Annotated in this window: 16 protein-coding genes; 10 read left to right on the top strand and 6 right to left on the bottom strand. The window is 33.3% G+C overall.

Going from position 1 to position 16,803, the window contains the following annotated elements:
* Positions 1-10 precede the first annotated feature (10 nt).
* The gene (locus tag JJ847_02695) at positions 11-1,549 is read right to left on the bottom strand and encodes a SpoIID/LytB domain-containing protein (GenBank protein ID MBO6959794.1); all 1,539 of its coding nucleotides are present in this window, start codon (positions 1,547-1,549) and stop codon (positions 11-13) included.
* Positions 1,550-1,640: 91 nt separating this feature from the next.
* On the opposite strand from JJ847_02695, the gene rpmI reads away from it, so the two are divergent.
* The 6 genes from rpmI (at position 1,641) to JJ847_02665 (ending at position 6,129) form a co-directional block, all read left to right on the top strand.
* Positions 1,641-1,838 (top strand): 50S ribosomal protein L35, encoded by a 198-nt coding sequence (gene rpmI, locus JJ847_02690; protein ID MBO6959793.1) that lies wholly within the window; start codon positions 1,641-1,643, stop codon positions 1,836-1,838.
* A 27-nt stretch (positions 1,839-1,865) separates the two neighbouring features.
* The gene (gene rplT / locus JJ847_02685) at positions 1,866-2,213 is read left to right on the top strand and encodes a 50S ribosomal protein L20 (protein ID MBO6959792.1); all 348 of its coding nucleotides are present in this window, start codon (positions 1,866-1,868) and stop codon (positions 2,211-2,213) included.
* Positions 2,214-2,249: 36 nt separating this feature from the next.
* Positions 2,250-2,807, top strand: coding sequence for a tetratricopeptide repeat protein (locus JJ847_02680; GenBank protein MBO6959791.1), 558 nt, complete (start codon positions 2,250-2,252; stop codon positions 2,805-2,807).
* Positions 2,808-2,809: 2 nt separating this feature from the next.
* Positions 2,810-3,604 carry a thiazole synthase gene (locus JJ847_02675; protein MBO6959790.1) on the top strand — a complete coding sequence of 265 codons (795 nt, stop codon included), beginning with the start codon at positions 2,810-2,812 and terminating at the stop codon, positions 3,602-3,604.
* 170 nt (positions 3,605-3,774) lie between these two features.
* Positions 3,775-4,968, top strand: coding sequence for an NAD-dependent epimerase/dehydratase family protein (locus tag JJ847_02670; protein ID MBO6959789.1), 1,194 nt, complete (start codon positions 3,775-3,777; stop codon positions 4,966-4,968).
* A 27-nt stretch (positions 4,969-4,995) separates the two neighbouring features.
* Entirely contained in the window at positions 4,996-6,129 is a 1,134-nt protein-coding gene (locus JJ847_02665; GenBank protein ID MBO6959788.1) for a glycosyltransferase family 1 protein, read from the top strand.
* 12 nt (positions 6,130-6,141) lie between these two features.
* Here the strand turns inward: JJ847_02665 and JJ847_02660 are convergent, their stop codons facing one another.
* From JJ847_02660 to JJ847_02640, 5 genes are all read right to left on the bottom strand, one after another.
* Entirely contained in the window at positions 6,142-6,390 is a 249-nt protein-coding gene (locus tag JJ847_02660; protein MBO6959787.1) for a hypothetical protein, read from the bottom strand.
* A gap of 129 nt (positions 6,391-6,519) precedes the next feature.
* Positions 6,520-9,429, bottom strand: a complete 2,910-nt coding sequence (gene gcvP, locus JJ847_02655) for an aminomethyl-transferring glycine dehydrogenase (protein MBO6959786.1) — start codon at positions 9,427-9,429, stop codon at positions 6,520-6,522.
* 45 nt (positions 9,430-9,474) lie between these two features.
* The gene (gene gcvH, locus JJ847_02650) at positions 9,475-9,864 is read right to left on the bottom strand and encodes a glycine cleavage system protein GcvH (GenBank protein MBO6959785.1); all 390 of its coding nucleotides are present in this window, start codon (positions 9,862-9,864) and stop codon (positions 9,475-9,477) included.
* Between the two features lie 2 nt (positions 9,865-9,866).
* Positions 9,867-11,159 (bottom strand): aminotransferase class I/II-fold pyridoxal phosphate-dependent enzyme, encoded by a 1,293-nt coding sequence (locus JJ847_02645; protein MBO6959784.1) that lies wholly within the window; start codon positions 11,157-11,159, stop codon positions 9,867-9,869.
* Positions 11,160-11,177: 18 nt separating this feature from the next.
* A complete protein-coding gene (locus JJ847_02640; GenBank protein ID MBO6959783.1) occupies positions 11,178-11,876 on the bottom strand; it encodes a hypothetical protein in 699 nt (232 codons plus the stop codon).
* A 75-nt stretch (positions 11,877-11,951) separates the two neighbouring features.
* Here JJ847_02640 and JJ847_02635 point away from each other — a divergent pair, with 75 nt between their 5' ends.
* Genes JJ847_02635 through mnmG form a run of 4 tightly spaced genes read left to right on the top strand, consistent with a single transcriptional unit; the run spans position 11,952 to position 16,788 of the window.
* The gene (locus tag JJ847_02635; protein ID MBO6959782.1) at positions 11,952-12,890 is read left to right on the top strand and encodes a fatty acid desaturase; all 939 of its coding nucleotides are present in this window, start codon (positions 11,952-11,954) and stop codon (positions 12,888-12,890) included.
* Between the two features lie 20 nt (positions 12,891-12,910).
* On the top strand, positions 12,911-13,366 hold the full coding sequence (gene rplI / locus JJ847_02630) for a 50S ribosomal protein L9 (protein MBO6959781.1): 456 nt from the start codon (positions 12,911-12,913) through the stop codon (positions 13,364-13,366).
* Between the two features lie 58 nt (positions 13,367-13,424).
* Positions 13,425-14,807 carry a replicative DNA helicase gene (gene dnaB / locus JJ847_02625; GenBank protein MBO6959780.1) on the top strand — a complete coding sequence of 461 codons (1,383 nt, stop codon included), beginning with the start codon at positions 13,425-13,427 and terminating at the stop codon, positions 14,805-14,807.
* Positions 14,808-14,820: 13 nt separating this feature from the next.
* Complete coding sequence (mnmG, locus tag JJ847_02620) at positions 14,821-16,788, top strand: tRNA uridine-5-carboxymethylaminomethyl(34) synthesis enzyme MnmG (GenBank protein MBO6959779.1); 1,968 nt, start codon at positions 14,821-14,823, stop codon at positions 16,786-16,788.
* The last annotated feature ends 15 nt before the right edge of the window (positions 16,789-16,803 follow it).

The raw sequence follows: 16,803 nt of genomic DNA, 5'->3' as shown, positions 1-16,803 counted from the left end.
TATGTGTTTGTCATTGAGACAATATCTCAATTTTTTCGAGTTTTGCATCTCGATAGTAATGATTCAATATTTCTTCATAAGAGAATCCTAATTCAGCCATTTCAATTGCTCCTGATTGTGATAAACCTACACCATGACCGAAGCCCCCACCTTTCAAAAGCCATAAATCATCACTTAATTTATTAATAGTAAATAAATTACTAGGGATAAAACTTAATACTCTTCGAATATTATCTTTTTCTAAAATAATAGATTGATTACCTTTATTCGTCTTTATTTCTAATTTAGTTACTCTACCGCTTGGACCTCTTTCAATAGTATTTAAGTTTATAACACTATTATTAATATTTATAAGTTTGTTTTTAATTAACTTTTCTTTAATTCTGAGACTTGAAATTTTCTTTTTCCAGCGAAACAGATAATGATTGCTACCATAAAACTTTTCTTTCTCATAATCTAAAAAATTAGATAATTCAGATTCATTAGAGATAGGCATCTTAAAAACTTTATTTAATGATTTAGAACCATCTATTATTGAATGAAAATAAGGATAATTTTGCATTTGCCAAGACTCTCCTGCTATAGCAGATATCCCACCATTAGAGCCATGATAAAAAGCATTTATTGGTTTATTTTTATATTGGAGAATTAGATTAGACGTTGTTTGTATGGCTTTTTGGACTTTTTTATTTTTAACTTTAGGAGGCTTATAAACTTGGCACTGAGTACTTACACATAAGTGATATTGATCCATATTAAATCTTTCAGAATTATAAATTCCCCAAGTTCGTGCTATAACAGCTTGAGCTTTCAGTGCTTCTAAAGGGGAACTCGGTCCAATTTCATGTGGCAAAACACCTGCCAAATAATCATTAAATTTAATTTTTTGAATTAATGTCCAAGTTCCATATAAATCTTGTGCTAGATAAAAATTTTTGCCGAAATTAACATCATTTATTTTGATTTCTTCGTCAGAATAAATATGTATAGGTCCCTTAAGTTTCTTTGAAATATCTTGACTAAAAAGAAAAGGTGTAATTTGAGAATTTTTTATTTTTCTATAAATCCTATTTCTTAATTCAAACTTCGGAAGATCATCTTCAAATGGAATCCATACTTCCCAATTTTTAGGATAAGCAATAGTAGACTCAAACCCCTTAGCTTTTAGTTTTTCTGCCTGTTTTTTTGCTGATTCATAACTGGCAAAAGGACCAAATACAATTCTTTCTATTGTTTTAGGATTATTAATAGGAATTTCTCTCCAGATAATATTAATCTCATTTGCTTTAAATTGGATTCCGTTAGAAGATTGTAATTTTAAAAAGCCTTTATTAGTTATAAAATTTATATTTTTCTTGTTAGAAAAACTATCATTTTCCCCGCCAAGATATTGCTTTAGACCAATTAAAAATTTTCCTTTTTTAATTTCTGTACTGAGTTGAATCTCTAGTGCTTCTTCTGCGGATACATTAGAAGTAAATTTAGCATTAATTAATGATAAGGAAATAAAGCCTAAAATTAAATTTAAAAAGGTGTATTTAAATTTCATAAATTGGAACTTTCTTTATCAATTAAAAACTTTAATTTGCGCCAATGCATATAAAGGATTAGATTATCCTAATTAAACACATTTGACTTAAATGTCTAAACTAAAAACTCGTAAATCAGCCGCCAAAAGATTTAAAGCTACTGCAACGGGTAAATTCATGAGAAGAAGAGCTTTCCATAATCATTTACTTGATCATAAGAGCTCAAAATTAAAAAGACATCTTTCAACAAAAGCAGTAGTTGATGAAAGAGATGCTGATAATGTAAAATTAATGATTCCATACGCATAAGTAGTTAACCCCATTCCCAAATAATTCATGGCACGTGTAAAAAGAGGCAACATAGCCAGAAAAAGAAGAAACAAAATCTTAAATCTTGCAAAAGGTTTTAGAGGCGGTAACAAAAATCTTTTCAGGACAGCAAATCAAAGAGTGATGAAAGCTCTTTGTAATGCTTATAGGGATAGAAGAAGAAGAAAAAGAGATTTTAGAAGACTTTGGATTTCTAGAATTAACGCATCTGCCAGGATAAATGGTACAAACTATAGCAAGTTGATAAATGGCATGAAAAATTCAGAAATTATTATAAATAGAAAAATGCTTGCTCAATTAGCCTTAAACGATCCTAAGTGTTTTGAAAAAATAGTTTCTTCTATTAGTAAGTAGAAAAAAGAATATAATTTAGAAAAATAAATATAAATAATGGAAATATCTTCCTTCCAATCTTATTTAATAATTCTTTTTGTTGTATTAATAATAATTTCTATTTTTGTATTCAGACAATTTCTAAAAACAAGAAGTGAAGAACTAAATTTAGTAAAATTCGAGCAAAAAGGTTTAGATTCTCTCACAAAAGCTACAGAATTATATGAATTTGGGTCTATTCAGATAAAAAAAAGATTATATTCTGAAGCAACTAAAACTTTTTTAAAAGCAATTGAAAACTATGAAAATGAACCTGATGAAGCCAAAGCGATAATAAACAATGCTTTAGGATTCTCCTATGCCGCTCAAAATGAATTTAAGAAAGCAATTAAACACTATAACTCTGCAATAAAATCACTCCCAGAATATCCTATAGCCCTAAATAACCTAGCATCAGCACAACAGCGTTTACTTGAGTATGACTTGGCATATGCTACTTATCAAAAGGTTTTGGTGATAGATCCAAAAAACAAAACAGCAATTAAAAAAAGTAAGGAGTTAGAAAAAAGAAATAATTACAAACCTTATAAAGGTATTAAAGATAAGGGATTCTAAATATGGAAAATTATTCTTCTTTACTAATTGGTGGAAAACAATTTTCCAGTAGATTAATGGTTGGTACTGGCAAATACAGATCTACTCAAGATATGGTGGAAAGTTTGTCAAATTCTGAAACGGAAATTATAACCGTTGCTGTTAGAAGAATTAAGAATGATCAGACCGGAGAAAATTTACTCGAAAAGATCAACTGGGAAAAATACTGGATGCTGCCTAATACAGCTGGTTGTGTTAATTCCGATGAGGCAGTCAGAATAGCAATTTTAGGTAGAGAACTTGCAAAATTATCTGGTCAAGAAGAAAATAATTTTGTGAAGTTAGAGGTTATTCCTGACAAAAAGTATTTGCTACCAGATCCAATAGAAACTCTTAAAGCAGCCGAAATTTTAATAAAAAAAGGTTTCGCTGTACTACCTTATATCAATGCAGATCCTATTCTTGCAAAAAGACTAGAAGAAATAGGTTGTGCAACTATAATGCCATTGGGCTCGCCCATAGGCTCCGGGCAAGGTTTGTTAAATTTATCAAATATAAGGATAATTATTGAGAATGCAAAAGTACCAGTAATAATTGACGCAGGAATTGGGGTGCCTAGTGAAGCTTCTCAAGCGATGGAAATTGGAGCTGATGGTGTCTTAATCAATAGTGCAATAGCACAAGCTGCAAACCCTCCTCTAATGGCTCAAGCGATTAATTATAGTGTGAAAGCTGGCAGGCAAGCTTTTCTGGCAGGAAGAATTAAAAAACAAGACTTTGCAGTAGCAAGTTCGCCGGAAAAAAACATATCTATCTGATTCTCTAAATTGAGAAAAGTTTAAAAAGAAAGTAAAAATTTATTATTTGCTTTTATTTATCGTATTAAGAAAGAAGATTTGAAACTATTTACAATGTTTTTTCACAAAGTGGAAGCACACTGTAGTAATTTAATAAATATATTATGAATCTTTTAATTCTGGAGTTCTGAGTGAAAGTTATTGTTCTAGGTGGAGATGGTTTTTGCGGTTGGCCTTGTGCGGTGAATTTAGCAGAGCAAAATCATGATGTTATTATTGTCGACAATTTAAGTCGTAGAAAAATTGATATTGATCTAGAAGTAGAATCTTTAACTCCAATTGCTTCGATAACAGAACGACTTTCTGCATGGGAAGAGATTGGAGGTAAGCCTATGAGGTTTCTTAATATGGATATCTCTAAACAATATCAAAAATTACTCAATTTGCTAATTGATGAAAAACCAGATTCCGTAATCCATTTTGCAGAACAAAGGGCAGCACCTTACTCGATGAAATCCAGTTTCACCAAAAGATATACAGTGGATAATAATGTTAATGGCACCCACAACCTTCTTGCTGCAATAGTAGAGAGTAATTTAGATATTCATGTTGTTCATTTAGGAACAATGGGAGTCTATGGATATGGATCACATAGAGGAGCAACAATTCCAGAAGGTTATTTAAAAGTTGAAGTTCCACAACCAGATGGAAGCCGATTTGAAGAAGAAATATTACACCCTGCAAGTCCAGGTAGTGTTTACCATATGACTAAAACCTTAGATCAATTATTATTTCTTTACTACAACAAAAATGATCTTGTAAGGATTACCGATTTACATCAAGGCATTGTTTGGGGAACAAATACAGAAGCAACTTTAAAAGATCCTAGATTGACAAACCGATTTGACTATGACGGAGATTATGGAACTGTTTTAAACAGATTTCTAATGCAAGCTGCAATTGGATATCCATTAAGTGTACATGGGACAGGCGGACAAACAAGAGCATTTATTCATATAAAAGACTCTGTAAAATGCGTACAACTTGCTCTTGAAAATCCTCCAAAATCTGGAGAAAGAGTCAAAATCTTTAATCAAATGACTGAGAGTCATCAAGTTGGAGAACTAGCTAAAAAAGTTGCTTCTCTAACAGGAGCTGATATTAATTATTTACCGAATCCAAGGAATGAAGCGGTAGAAAATGATCTAATTGTTGATAATAAATGTTTTATAGAATTAGGTTTAAACCCAACGACTCTTGATAATGGCTTATTAGAAGAAGTTGTTGAAGTTGCCAAAAAATACTCCAATAGATGTGATCTTAAGCGCATACCTTGTGTTTCATCCTGGACTAAAAAACAAGCTGAGGCAATTAAGACAAATTAAAATTTCTAAAATAGTTACCTTAAGAAAGTGAAAATTGCATTGTTTACTGAAACTTTTTTACCTAAAGTTGATGGCATAGTCACAAGACTGACTAAAACGATTGAATTTTTAATAAAAAATGGTGATGAAGTTATAATTTTTTGTCCAGAAGGGTGTCCAGAATCATATATGGGTGCAACTGTAGTTGGAGTTGCTGCAATGCCATTACCCTTATACCCTGAGTTGAAGCTTGGTTTACCGGGTCCTGCAGTCTCAGATAAGTTAGAAAAATTTAACCCAGATTTAATACATGTTGTTAATCCGGCTGTACTTGGCTTAGGTGGCATATGGTTAGCGAAAACTAATAATATTCCTTTAATTGCTAGTTACCATACTCATCTTCCAAAATATCTGGAACATTATGGTATGGGTATGTTAGAGCCACTTTTGTGGGAATTACTTAAAGCAGCTCATAATCAAGCCTTGTTAAATTTATGTACTTCCACCGCTATGGTCAATGAGTTAAAAGATAAAGGTATTCAAAGGACTGCCCTATGGCAAAGGGGAGTAGATACTTTCAGTTTCAGACCGGATTTGAGAAGTGAGAAAATGAGAAAAAAATTATTTGGGAAATACAACGACGCTAATTACTTATTGATTTATGTAGGAAGATTATCAGCAGAAAAACAAATTGAGAGAATTAAACCAGTCTTAGAGAGTATTCCTAATGCTTGCCTAGCACTTGTAGGTGACGGACCATATAGAAACCAGCTTGAAAAAATCTTCGAAAATACAAAGACTAATTTCATAGGATACTTATCTGGCGATGAGCTTGCTAGCGCTTATGCCTCTGGAGATATATTTTTATTTCCATCTAGTACAGAAACACTTGGATTAGTTTTACTAGAAGCAATGGCAGCAGGATGTCCAGTTATCGGAGCCAACAAAGGGGGGATTCCAGATATTATTAGCGATGGGATTAATGGTTGTTTATATGATCCTGATGAAAAAGATAATGGGGAACAAAGTTTAATTGAAGCGACAAAAAAAATTCTAGTGAATGAAGATAAAAGAGAAGTTATGAGAAAAGAGGCACGAAACGAAGCAGAAAAATGGGATTGGAATCAAGCAACACTACAACTTCAAAATTATTATGCAGATACTCTCAAAGAAATAGAATAAAATTAATCTTAATTACGCTACGTGTGGAGGCGTGGGATTATTATACGAACTTAAAGGAAGTATTAGAGTAGCGATATTTTGATTCTTTTCAGGCCTTTTTTTCTTTGGAAATTTTTTACCAAAGGGTACTCTTATAACATTAGTTCCCTCAATGGAACAAATGCTTGAGTTATCTCCTGAAAAATTATTGACAAAATTTGGTAAATCTACGTTTTTAACTGGCAGGTGCTTAACATTACCAGATTTTAAATCTTTAGTCATAGCTTCAAATACCCCAAAAAATTTGATGCTCAATTATTTTAATAAAAAAATTTAAAAAAATTCTATAAGAAAATATTAAATTTTTATTCTCACTGATAATAACTAAGTAAATATAAGGACGCTAGTCCCTTAAGCACATTTTTTTTCTTCGAAAGTCTCGCCTTGATTTACATTGCAAGAACAAATTAAATTGCGATCGCCATATGCATTATTGATCCTAGAAACTGAAGACCAAAACTTAATAGCCGTTGGTGATTCATAAGGAAAAGAAGCTTTTTCTTTTGAATAAGGATAATGCCAATTATCAGCAATTAACTCTTTCAGCGTATGGGGAGCGTTACTTATTACATTATTATTCTTTAATGCAACATTTTTTTCTATTTCGCTGATTTCTTCTCCAATCAATAGCATAGCCTCGCAAAATCTATCCAATTCAACCAAACTTTCACTTTCGGTAGGCTCAATCATTATCGTCTCTGGAACAGGCCAACTTATAGTTGGGGCATGAAAACTATAATCTATTAATCGTTTAGCCAAATCATTTACACTCAAACCAGTTTTGGATTTTAAATCCCTAAAATCTAAAATACATTCATGTGCGACAAAATTATTTTTTCCTTTATAAAGAATCTTGAATTTATGCTTTAAAGAATGCGCAATATAATTTGCAGATAAAATTGCATGCGCAGTTGCTTTCCTTAAACCACTAAGACCAGCCATTTTTATGTACATCCAACTTATTGGAAGAATACTTGCACTCCCATGCTTGGCAGAAGATACGTAATTGGAACCAATGGATAAATTATTATCCATTAAAGAATGAGTAGGAAGAAATGGGCTTAAAGTTTCTGATGCAGCAACTGGACCTACTCCTGGACCACCACCTCCATGTGGAATGCAGAATGTTTTATGTAAATTCAAATGACAAACATCAACTCCATAATTCCCCGGTTTACATAATCCAACCTGAGCGTTCAAATTTGCACCATCTAAATAGACAAATCCTCCCACAGAGTGAATTAAATCACATATCTTTCTGATTTGTAATTCAAAAACTCCATGAGTAGAGGGATAAGTCAACATAAGAGCCCCTATTTGGTTATCAAATTTCTTGACCTTGGTTGACAAATCTTGAAAATCAATATTTCCTTCGTCATCACATTCAACAGTTAACACGTCAAAACCTGCCATAACTGCACTAGCAGGATTTGTTCCATGAGCACTTTTTGGAATTAAACATTTTTTTCTTAAGAGTTCACCTTTTGATTCAAAATAAGAATTTATTGCCAATAAACCTGCAAACTCTCCTTGAGAGCCTGCATTTGGTTGAAAAGAAACTGATTTCAAACCAACAATCTCACTTATCCATTTTTCTAGGTCAGATATAATTTTTGAATAGCCTTTAGTTTGATCTGGTGGGGAAAAAGGATGAATAGAAGATAAATTAGCCCAAGAGACTGGATTTAACTCTGCCGCAGAATTTAACTTCATGGTACAGCTTCCCAGTGGGATCATCCCATCTACCAAAGAAAAATCTTTTTCTGCAAGTCGGAATATATATCTCATTAATTCAGTTTCACTTTGGTAATTTGTGAATATATCTTGCTGCATCCATGCACTTGATCTCAAAGCTAAACTTTCAAAATGAAATTCTTTATCAAATTTCATATGCTCTAAATCTTCTTCTTTTTCTATAAGGTTTGCTATGAAAGTCAAAATATCTTTTATTTCTTTTTCATTACTAAGCTCATCTAATGAGATCCCAAAGCCAGTTGAATTTTCAATAGTTGACCCCAAAGGCAAAATTCTTAAGTTATAGCCATTTTTTAAAGCTTCATTATGGATCCTCTGGGAGTGCTCAGAATAAACATCAACACTATCAAATCTAATCCCATCAGGAATATCAAAACCTAAAGCAGCTAAACTTGATTCTAAATTTATTCTCAACTCAACTAATCTCTTAGCAATTTGCGTTAATCCAGAGGGTCCATGATAAATAGCATAAAAAGAAGAAATTATGGCTAATAAAGATTGAGCAGTACAAATATTACTAGTGGCCTTTTCCCTTCTAATATGTTGCTCTCTTGTTTGCAATGCTAGTCTTAGTGACTTTTCTCCATTTTTAGATAGAGTTTGCCCAACTATTCTTCCGGGTATCAGCCTTTTATATCTTTCGCTACAAGCAAAATATGCTGCATGGGGACCACCAAAACCCATTGGAACACCAAATCTTTGCATACTCCCCACTGCTACATCAACACCAAATTCAGAAATTGGTTTAATCAAAACTTGCACTAGTGGATCAATACATGCCGTAACAATAATTTCTGATCTATGTGCTTGGGATATTAAGAATGTAGGATCGTATAATTGTCCATTTTTACCAGGTAGTTGCAACAACATTCCAAAAACATCATCATGATTAGGAAGGTTGCTTTGAGTAAAGCGTTTTAGGGCTATTCCCAAAGGTTTTGCTCTGGTTTGTAGAACATTAAAAGTATGATCAAAAACATTTGACTCCACTAAGTACACTTTTGAAGATTTATTTTTTCTTGCGGCAAAACTCATAGCCATAGCTTCTGCTGCTGCAGTGCCCTCATCTAACAAAGATGCATTAGCAACAGGGAATCCTGTTAGTTCACAAACAATAGTCTGAAAATTAAATAGAGCTTCTAATCTTCCTTGTGCAATTTCTGCTTGATATGGAGTATAAGATGTGTACCACCTTGGATTTTCAAGAACATGTCTTTGGATAACTTTAGGCATATGATTGTCATAATAACCAAGGCCTATAAGTGATCTCATTTTAGTATTTTTATTCGCAATCTTTTCTAATTCGTTTAAAGCCTCAATTTCTGAACAACCTTGGGGCAATATTTCTGAAGATTTATCTTTAAGCTGAATATCTTCAGGAATAACTTGATTTATAAATTGATCAATATTATTAAAACCAAGCTTGTTCAGCATAATTCTTTCATCATTATCTCCTAATCCAAGATGCCTATCTATAAACAAATCTGTCCCAAATTTGGATATCATATTAAAATGTTTTTCTTTAAAATAGCTCTTTTTAAAAAGTTTGCCTTATTTTGGTACAACCTTTGATTGATATTCCTCAGAAGTCATCAAATCAGCAATTGATGCTCTTGGCTCTGGTTTCAAAATTACTAACCAACCGTCTCCAATCGGATCATTCTGTAAAAGCTCAGGGTTCTCAATAACACTCTCATTAACAGATACTATTTCCCCTGAAAAAGGCAGATAGACTTCTTCTACGGCCTTAACTGATTCTATTGTTCCAAAAGTCTCGCCTTTCTCTAAAGTCGCCCCTTCATCAGCTAATTCAACAAAAACAATATCTCCTAATTGATCTATAGCGAATTCACTAACTCCAATTTTTAATAATCCATTTTCTTCCAAGACATATTCATGAGTATCAGCATAGTTGAGGTTGTCTGGAAACTTGTAAGACATGATTAAGTAGATAAAGGAAATAGAGAATCCTTCGAAATTAATTTTTCCTCTAATAGTTCAGATAATAATCGAATTAATGCAATTTTGATATGAGCTATGTGAGAACCACCTTGAACAAAAATATTGTAAGGATCTCTTAGAGGGGCATCAGCAGAAAATTCACTTGTACTACCTTCAATAAAGGTGCCTCCTGCCATTAATAATTTTGAATCATATCCATCCATTGATGATGGAACAACATTCAGAAAAGAATCTACTGGTGAAGAATTTTGAAAAGATTGACAAACTTTTTGTACCAAATCAGGATTATTCAATCTTACTGACTGAATAAGATCAGATCTATAAGTTGTTGGCTCTGGTAAAACCTTAAATCCCAAATTTTTAAAGACTGCTGCAACCATATCAGCACCTTTTAGTGATTCGTGAACAATTTGTGGTGCTAAAAACAAACCCTGCAAAATTAATCTTCCTAATCCAAAATTTATTCCTGCAGAAGAACCAATGCCTGGTGAGGTTAATCTAGAACATGCCATCTCAACCAAATCTGCATCTCCTGCAACGTACCCACCAGTAGGAACGATTGTTCCTCCCAAATTTTTAATCAATGAACCAGCAATTATATTTGCCCCTTTAGAAATTGGTTCACTATCTTCAACAAGCTCCCCATAACAGTTATCAACAAAACATATACAATTAGGATCAAGGGAATGAATAAGACTACAAATTTTCTCTATCTGATGATTCGTAAGAGATTTTCTCCAACTATATCCACAACTTTTTTGTATGAATACTAATTTGCAAGAATTTTCTTCAAAAGAATGAACAATTTTTTCTTCAAAAGAATCAAAATTTTCGCAGATATTTATTTGCTTATATTCAATGTCAAAATCTTTAAGTGAGCCTTTTCCTCCTCCCCTTATTCCTATGACTTCTTCTAAAGTGTCATATGGTTGTCCTGTGAGAGATAACATTACATCTCCAGGTCGAAGAATTCCAAATAAGACAGAACTTATAGCATGCGTTCCACTTACAAATTGCATCCTCACAGCAGCCTTTTCAGCTAGAAAAAATCTTCGAAAAACCGCATCAATTTTTTCTCTAGATATATCATCATGACCACTACCAGAAGATTGATTGAAATGACTAGTAGAAACTTTTTCTTCCTTAAAAATTGTCAAAATATTTTCTAATTTATGGAAAACCTGATTAGACCTTTCTTGGAAAACTTTACTTAAACTCTCTTCGACAGAGAGAACAGCGTTTTCAGCCAGTTTTAAGTTATTGTCAAGAATCATTTATTATGAAAATTCATGTTATTTTTCAGAAGCTAAATTTCTTAATTCTGCGAGGAAAGCATTAGGTCCCCTACCATGAAAATAAGAAAGTTTTTTTGAAGCCTCATATAAATCAAGAAGTTCTCCATCTAATTCTTCTGCCGTATAATCTCTAATTCCTGCAATTACCTCAGCAAAACGTTCTCTGCGGGCAGATTTATTGACAGCATAGGCTTCCATTACCTCCATTTTACATGATCTCCAAGCCTTATTCTGACAAAAATGCACTGAAAGAGCATCACTTAAAGCAGAAGCTTCTTCATCTTCTATGTACCAGTCAAAAGATGATGGTAGAGGTTTTAATCCTGAAAATATCTCGAATAACTCCCCGGCCGACAATGGATTACCAGAATCATTTTTTAGGGGTAATGCAGACTCTTGCAAAGATTTCCATAACTCTGGGTAATCACTTTCAAAACGATCCCTGATTTTTTCAATACCTTGATCAAGAATCGTATTAACCTGAGCTAAAGCAAGAAAAACTTCAGGACCTGGCGAAGATAACTTTCCATTCCTAAGATTTGAAATTTGCGAATTATGAACTTTACCTAAATCAAGAACTTCTGAAAGTAATGGCAATACTCTGTGAGACCAACCATTTCTTTCATGCCAGAGGTGTATCAAATGAGCCATGGCCCTTCGACCTCTAGATAATTTATCGCGATATCCGAGACTCACAGATAATTAAACTTATCAATAGTATAGTATGATAATATTACATATCGGTAATTTTGAAAATAGCATTTCAATATCATGAATTCAGTAATTTTCCAAGAAACAGCAAAATTAAAAAAACCTGTTCCAGCTGAAAAAGTTATAGAACTCTCAGAAAAATTACTAGAACCTTCCAGTCATTCAAAAAGATATCCTCCAAGACTACATAAAACGTGGGGAACAATATTTTTTATGGTTGCAATTCATATTCTTTCTCTTGTAGCTATACAACCAAAATTTTGGAGTTTACCTGCAGTCACTTCATTATTATTTTTTTACTGGGTAACTGCTTGCTTAGGGGTCACCCTTGGATATCACAGATTGTTATCTCACAGATCTTTCATTGTACCAAGATGGTTAGAAAGATTTTTTGCTACCTGTGGAGCTATAAGTTGTCAGCATGGACCTATAGATTGGGTAGGTTTACATAGGCATCACCACTCTTTTTCAGATACTGAAGTAGATCATCACAATAGTAAAAAGGGGTTTTGGTGGAGTCATATGGGTTGGATGTTTAAAGACGTAGAAGCACTAAAAGCTGTTCCAAAACTAAGTGCAGATTTAATCAAGGATCCATACTATAGATTTTTAAATAAATATTTTTTATTCTTACAAATTCCTATTGGACTTTCATTGTACGCAATAGGTCAAAAATTAGGAGTTGGAGGATGGGCTCTTGTCCTTTGGGGAATTCCATTGAGGCTTGTGGTTGTTTATCATGTAACTTGGCTAGTCAACTCCGCGACACATTGTTGGGGTAAAGCACCATTTGAAAGTGGTGATTCATCTAAAAACAATGCATGGGTTGCTGCATTAACATTTGGAGAAGGCTGGCATAATAACCATCATGCATTTCCCAATTCGGCAAAACAAGGATTATTTAAGGGTCAGATAGACATAACATGGGAACATATTAAGATTCTTGCGAAATTTGGTTTTGCAAAAAAGGTAAAGTTACCCTCTAGGTCTTATTATTAACTATATTGCTCAATATTTTCATGGCTAAAAGAGTACAAGTCGCATTAACTGAATCAATCGCATCACTAGGTAAAGAAGGAGATCTAGTTGATGTAGCACCAGGATACGCAAGAAATTTTCTATTACCTTATGGCAAGGCAATGAATGTAACACCAGCAGTCCTTAAACAAATTGAGAGGAAGAAAGAAAAAGAAAAAATCGCTGCTGATAAATTAAAGCAAGAAGCTTTAGATTTCCAAACTGCATTATCTACAATAGGTAGGTTCACTATCAAAAAACAGGTTGGAGAAGATGGCGTCCTTTTTGGAACGGTTACCAATGGGGATGTTGCCGAAGCCATAGAAGCGGCAACTAAAAAAGAAATTGATAGAAGAAATATTACAGTTCCTGATATTCATAATTTAGGTTCCTTTACTGCAAAAATAAAATTACATCCAGAAGTAAATGCAGAAGTAAATATTGAAGTAACAAGTTAATAAATTTGTTGCATTATTTTGAAAAGTAGCCAGAGTATATATCTAAGCAATTAAAGATATGGTTTCCGTACCTTTTCCAAATAATGGGCAAAATAAAAATTTTAAAAAAGATTTTAATAGTGAAAACTCTGGATTAGTTCCTCCTCAAAACGTTCAAGCAGAGGAAGCTGTTCTTGGGGGCATACTTCTTGATCCAGACGCGATCGGAAGAATTGCAGACTTAATTAAACCTGAAGCTTTTTATATAAATGCCCATCAAGAGATTTATAGAACAGCATTAATGTTGCATACCCAGGGGAAACCAACTGATTTAACGTCAATGAGTGCTTGGTTAGCAGATAATGGATCACTAGAAAAAATTGGAGGAAACAGCAAACTGGTAGAACTAGTTGAAAATGTTTCCTCTACAGCTTCCATAGAACAAGTTGCTAATTTAATTAACGACAAATTCATGAGAAGGCAACTTATCAGATCTGGGAATGAAGTGGTTCAACTAGGTTTTGATCAAACTCAAGATACTAATGAAGTTCTAGATAAAGCAGAGCAAAAAATATTTGAAATCAGCCAAGAAAAACCTTCAAAAGGCCTGACTCAGGCAGCTGAAATCCTTACTAGCACTTTCAATGAAATAGAGTCCAGATCATTAGGTACTTCAGTAGCTGGAATTCCTGTGAATTTTTACGATCTTGATGCGATGACCCAAGGTTTTCAGAGAAGTGATTTAATAATTGTTGCTGGAAGACCTTCAATGGGGAAAACTTCAATAGTTCTTAACCTAGCTAAAAATGTTGCACAATCTCAAGATTTACCTGTGTGCGTATTTAGCCTTGAAATGAGTAAAGAACAGTTGACATATAGATTACTCTCTATGGAAGTTGGAATCGAGAGTGGCAGGCTAAGAACAGGAAGACTACAGCAAGATGAATGGCCTTTACTTGGAGAAGGTATCAATTCATTAGGTCAATTACCAATATTTATAGATGACAAACCTAACTTAGGTGTTTTAGAGATGAGATCACTGTGCAGAAGATTAATTGCTGAACAAAAAAAAGAATTAGGATTGATTGTTATTGATTACCTCCAGTTAATGGAAGGAACAACCCCTGATAATAGAGTACAAGAACTTTCACGAATAACTAGAGGTCTTAAAAGCATGGCTAGAGAATTAAAAGTACCAGTTGTAGCTTTATCTCAGCTTAGTAGAGGGGTAGAATCTAGAACAAATAAAAGACCAATGTTAAGCGATCTAAGAGAATCAGGATCTATTGAACAAGACGCAGATTTAGTATTAATGATTTATAGAGATGAATACTATAATCCAGAGACTGAAGATAGAGGTATTACAGAGATCATTGTCACTAAACATAGAAATGGACCCGTGGGAACTGTTAAATTATTATTTGAACCTCAATTTACGAGATTTAGGAATTTAGCTAATTAAATCGATCCTAAAAATGCAAGATCATCAAGCAACAAATGAATCTTTTGACATCATCGTTATTGGAGGAGGACATGCAGGATGCGAAGCAGCTATAACAACAGCAAAATTAGGATTTTCTACTGCCTTATTTACAATCAATTTAGATAGGATTGCCTGGCAACCTTGTAATCCTGCAGTTGGCGGACCAGCAAAAAGTCAGTTAGTTCATGAGGTTGATGCATTAGGCGGAATTATTGGTAAATTAGCTGATGAGACAGCTATACAAAAAAGAATATTAAATGCAAGTAGAGGACCAGCTGTATGGGCGTTAAGAGCTCAAACCGATAAAAGAGAATACTCAAAAAGAATGATCGAAATACTTCAAAATACAGATAATTTATCTTTGAAAGAAGCAATGATTACCGAATTGGATATTGCAAAAACTGAACAAATTGGATTGAACTCAAAAAAAATTGTAAAAAAAAGAATAAAGGGTGTAAAAACATTCTTTGGTAGTTACTACTCAGCGAAATCAGTTATCATCACAGCTGGTACTTTTTTAGAAGGCAAAATATGGATAGGGAATAAATCGATGTCAGCAGGTAGATCGGGCGAACAAGCAGCACAAGGCCTCACCCAAAACTTGCACCAAATTGGTATAAAAACAGAACGTTTAAAAACAGGAACTCCAGCAAGAGTTGACAAAAAAAGTATCATTTTTGATAAATTAGATATTCAACCTAGCACTGCAGCTGATAAATATTTTTCGTTTGACCCAGATATCAAAAATAATATGCCCCAAGTTAGTTGTCATATCACAAGAACAACTTCAAAAACACATCAACTAATTCGAGACAATTTACATTTAACTCCCATTTACGGCGGTTTTATTGATAGTAAGGGTCCAAGATATTGTCCATCAATTGAAGATAAAATCGTTAAATTTGCTGATAAAGAATCACATCAAATTTTCTTAGAACCGGAAGGCATTAATTCCCCTGAAATATATGTTCAAGGATTCTCTACCGGTTTACCTGAAAATATTCAATTAGAGCTTCTAAGAACCTTACCTGGATTAAATGAATGTAAAATGTTGCGACCAGCTTATGCTGTCGAGTATGACTATATACCTGCAACACAACTCCAAACATCACTCGAAACGAAAGAAATTGAATATTTATTTAGCGCTGGACAAATTAATGGAACTACTGGTTATGAAGAAGCAGCAGCACAAGGATTAGTAGCCGGAGTCAATGCGACAAGAAAACTAAACAAAAAAGATCCAATAATCTTCACTAGAGAAAGCAGCTATATAGGAACAATGATCAATGATTTAATTACCAAAGATCTCAAAGAACCATATAGAGTTCTTACCAGTAGGAGCGAATACAGGTTGACCCTTAGAGGAGATAATGCAGATAGGCGATTAACCCCTTTAGGTTATGAAATAGGGCTAATTGATGAGAAAAGATGGTCGCTCTATCAAGAAAAAATGAAACTCCTTGAAGAAGAGAAATTAAGATTACAAAACACTCGTTTAAAAAACACGGATGAAATATCAAAAAAACTAGAATTAGCCACTGGATCAAAAATCAAAGGTTCAACAACTTTAAAAGAACTCTTAAAAAGACCAAACTTTCATTATTCAGATTTAATTAAATATAATTTGACTGAAAAAAATATTGCCTCTTCAATACAAGAAGGTGTTGAAATAGATATTAAATACGAGGGTTATCTTAAAAGACAAAAAAACAACATTGAACAAATCAATCGTCAAAGCTCTAAATCTCTGCCTCAAGAAATAAATTATGAAAAGATAGATACATTATCTTTAGAAGCTAGAGAAAATTTGAATAAGATAAAGCCAAAAAATTTTGGTGATGCTTCAAAAATTCCTGGAGTTAGCAAAGCTGATTTAACTGCTTTACTTGTTTGGCTAAAAATAAGAGAGATAAAAAAAGATAAGGCAAATATTTTTGCTGAAAAAAAGTTATCATCTTAAAAGCACTCCGTCAGA

The sequence above is a fragment of the Prochlorococcus marinus CUG1438 genome, assembly GCA_017644325.1.
GTDB classification, from domain to species: Bacteria; Cyanobacteriota; Cyanobacteriia; order PCC-6307; family Cyanobiaceae; genus Prochlorococcus_A; species Prochlorococcus_A marinus_AA.
Note: the sequence above shows the minus strand (reverse complement) of the source record. Positions and strands in the feature narration are given on the sequence as shown.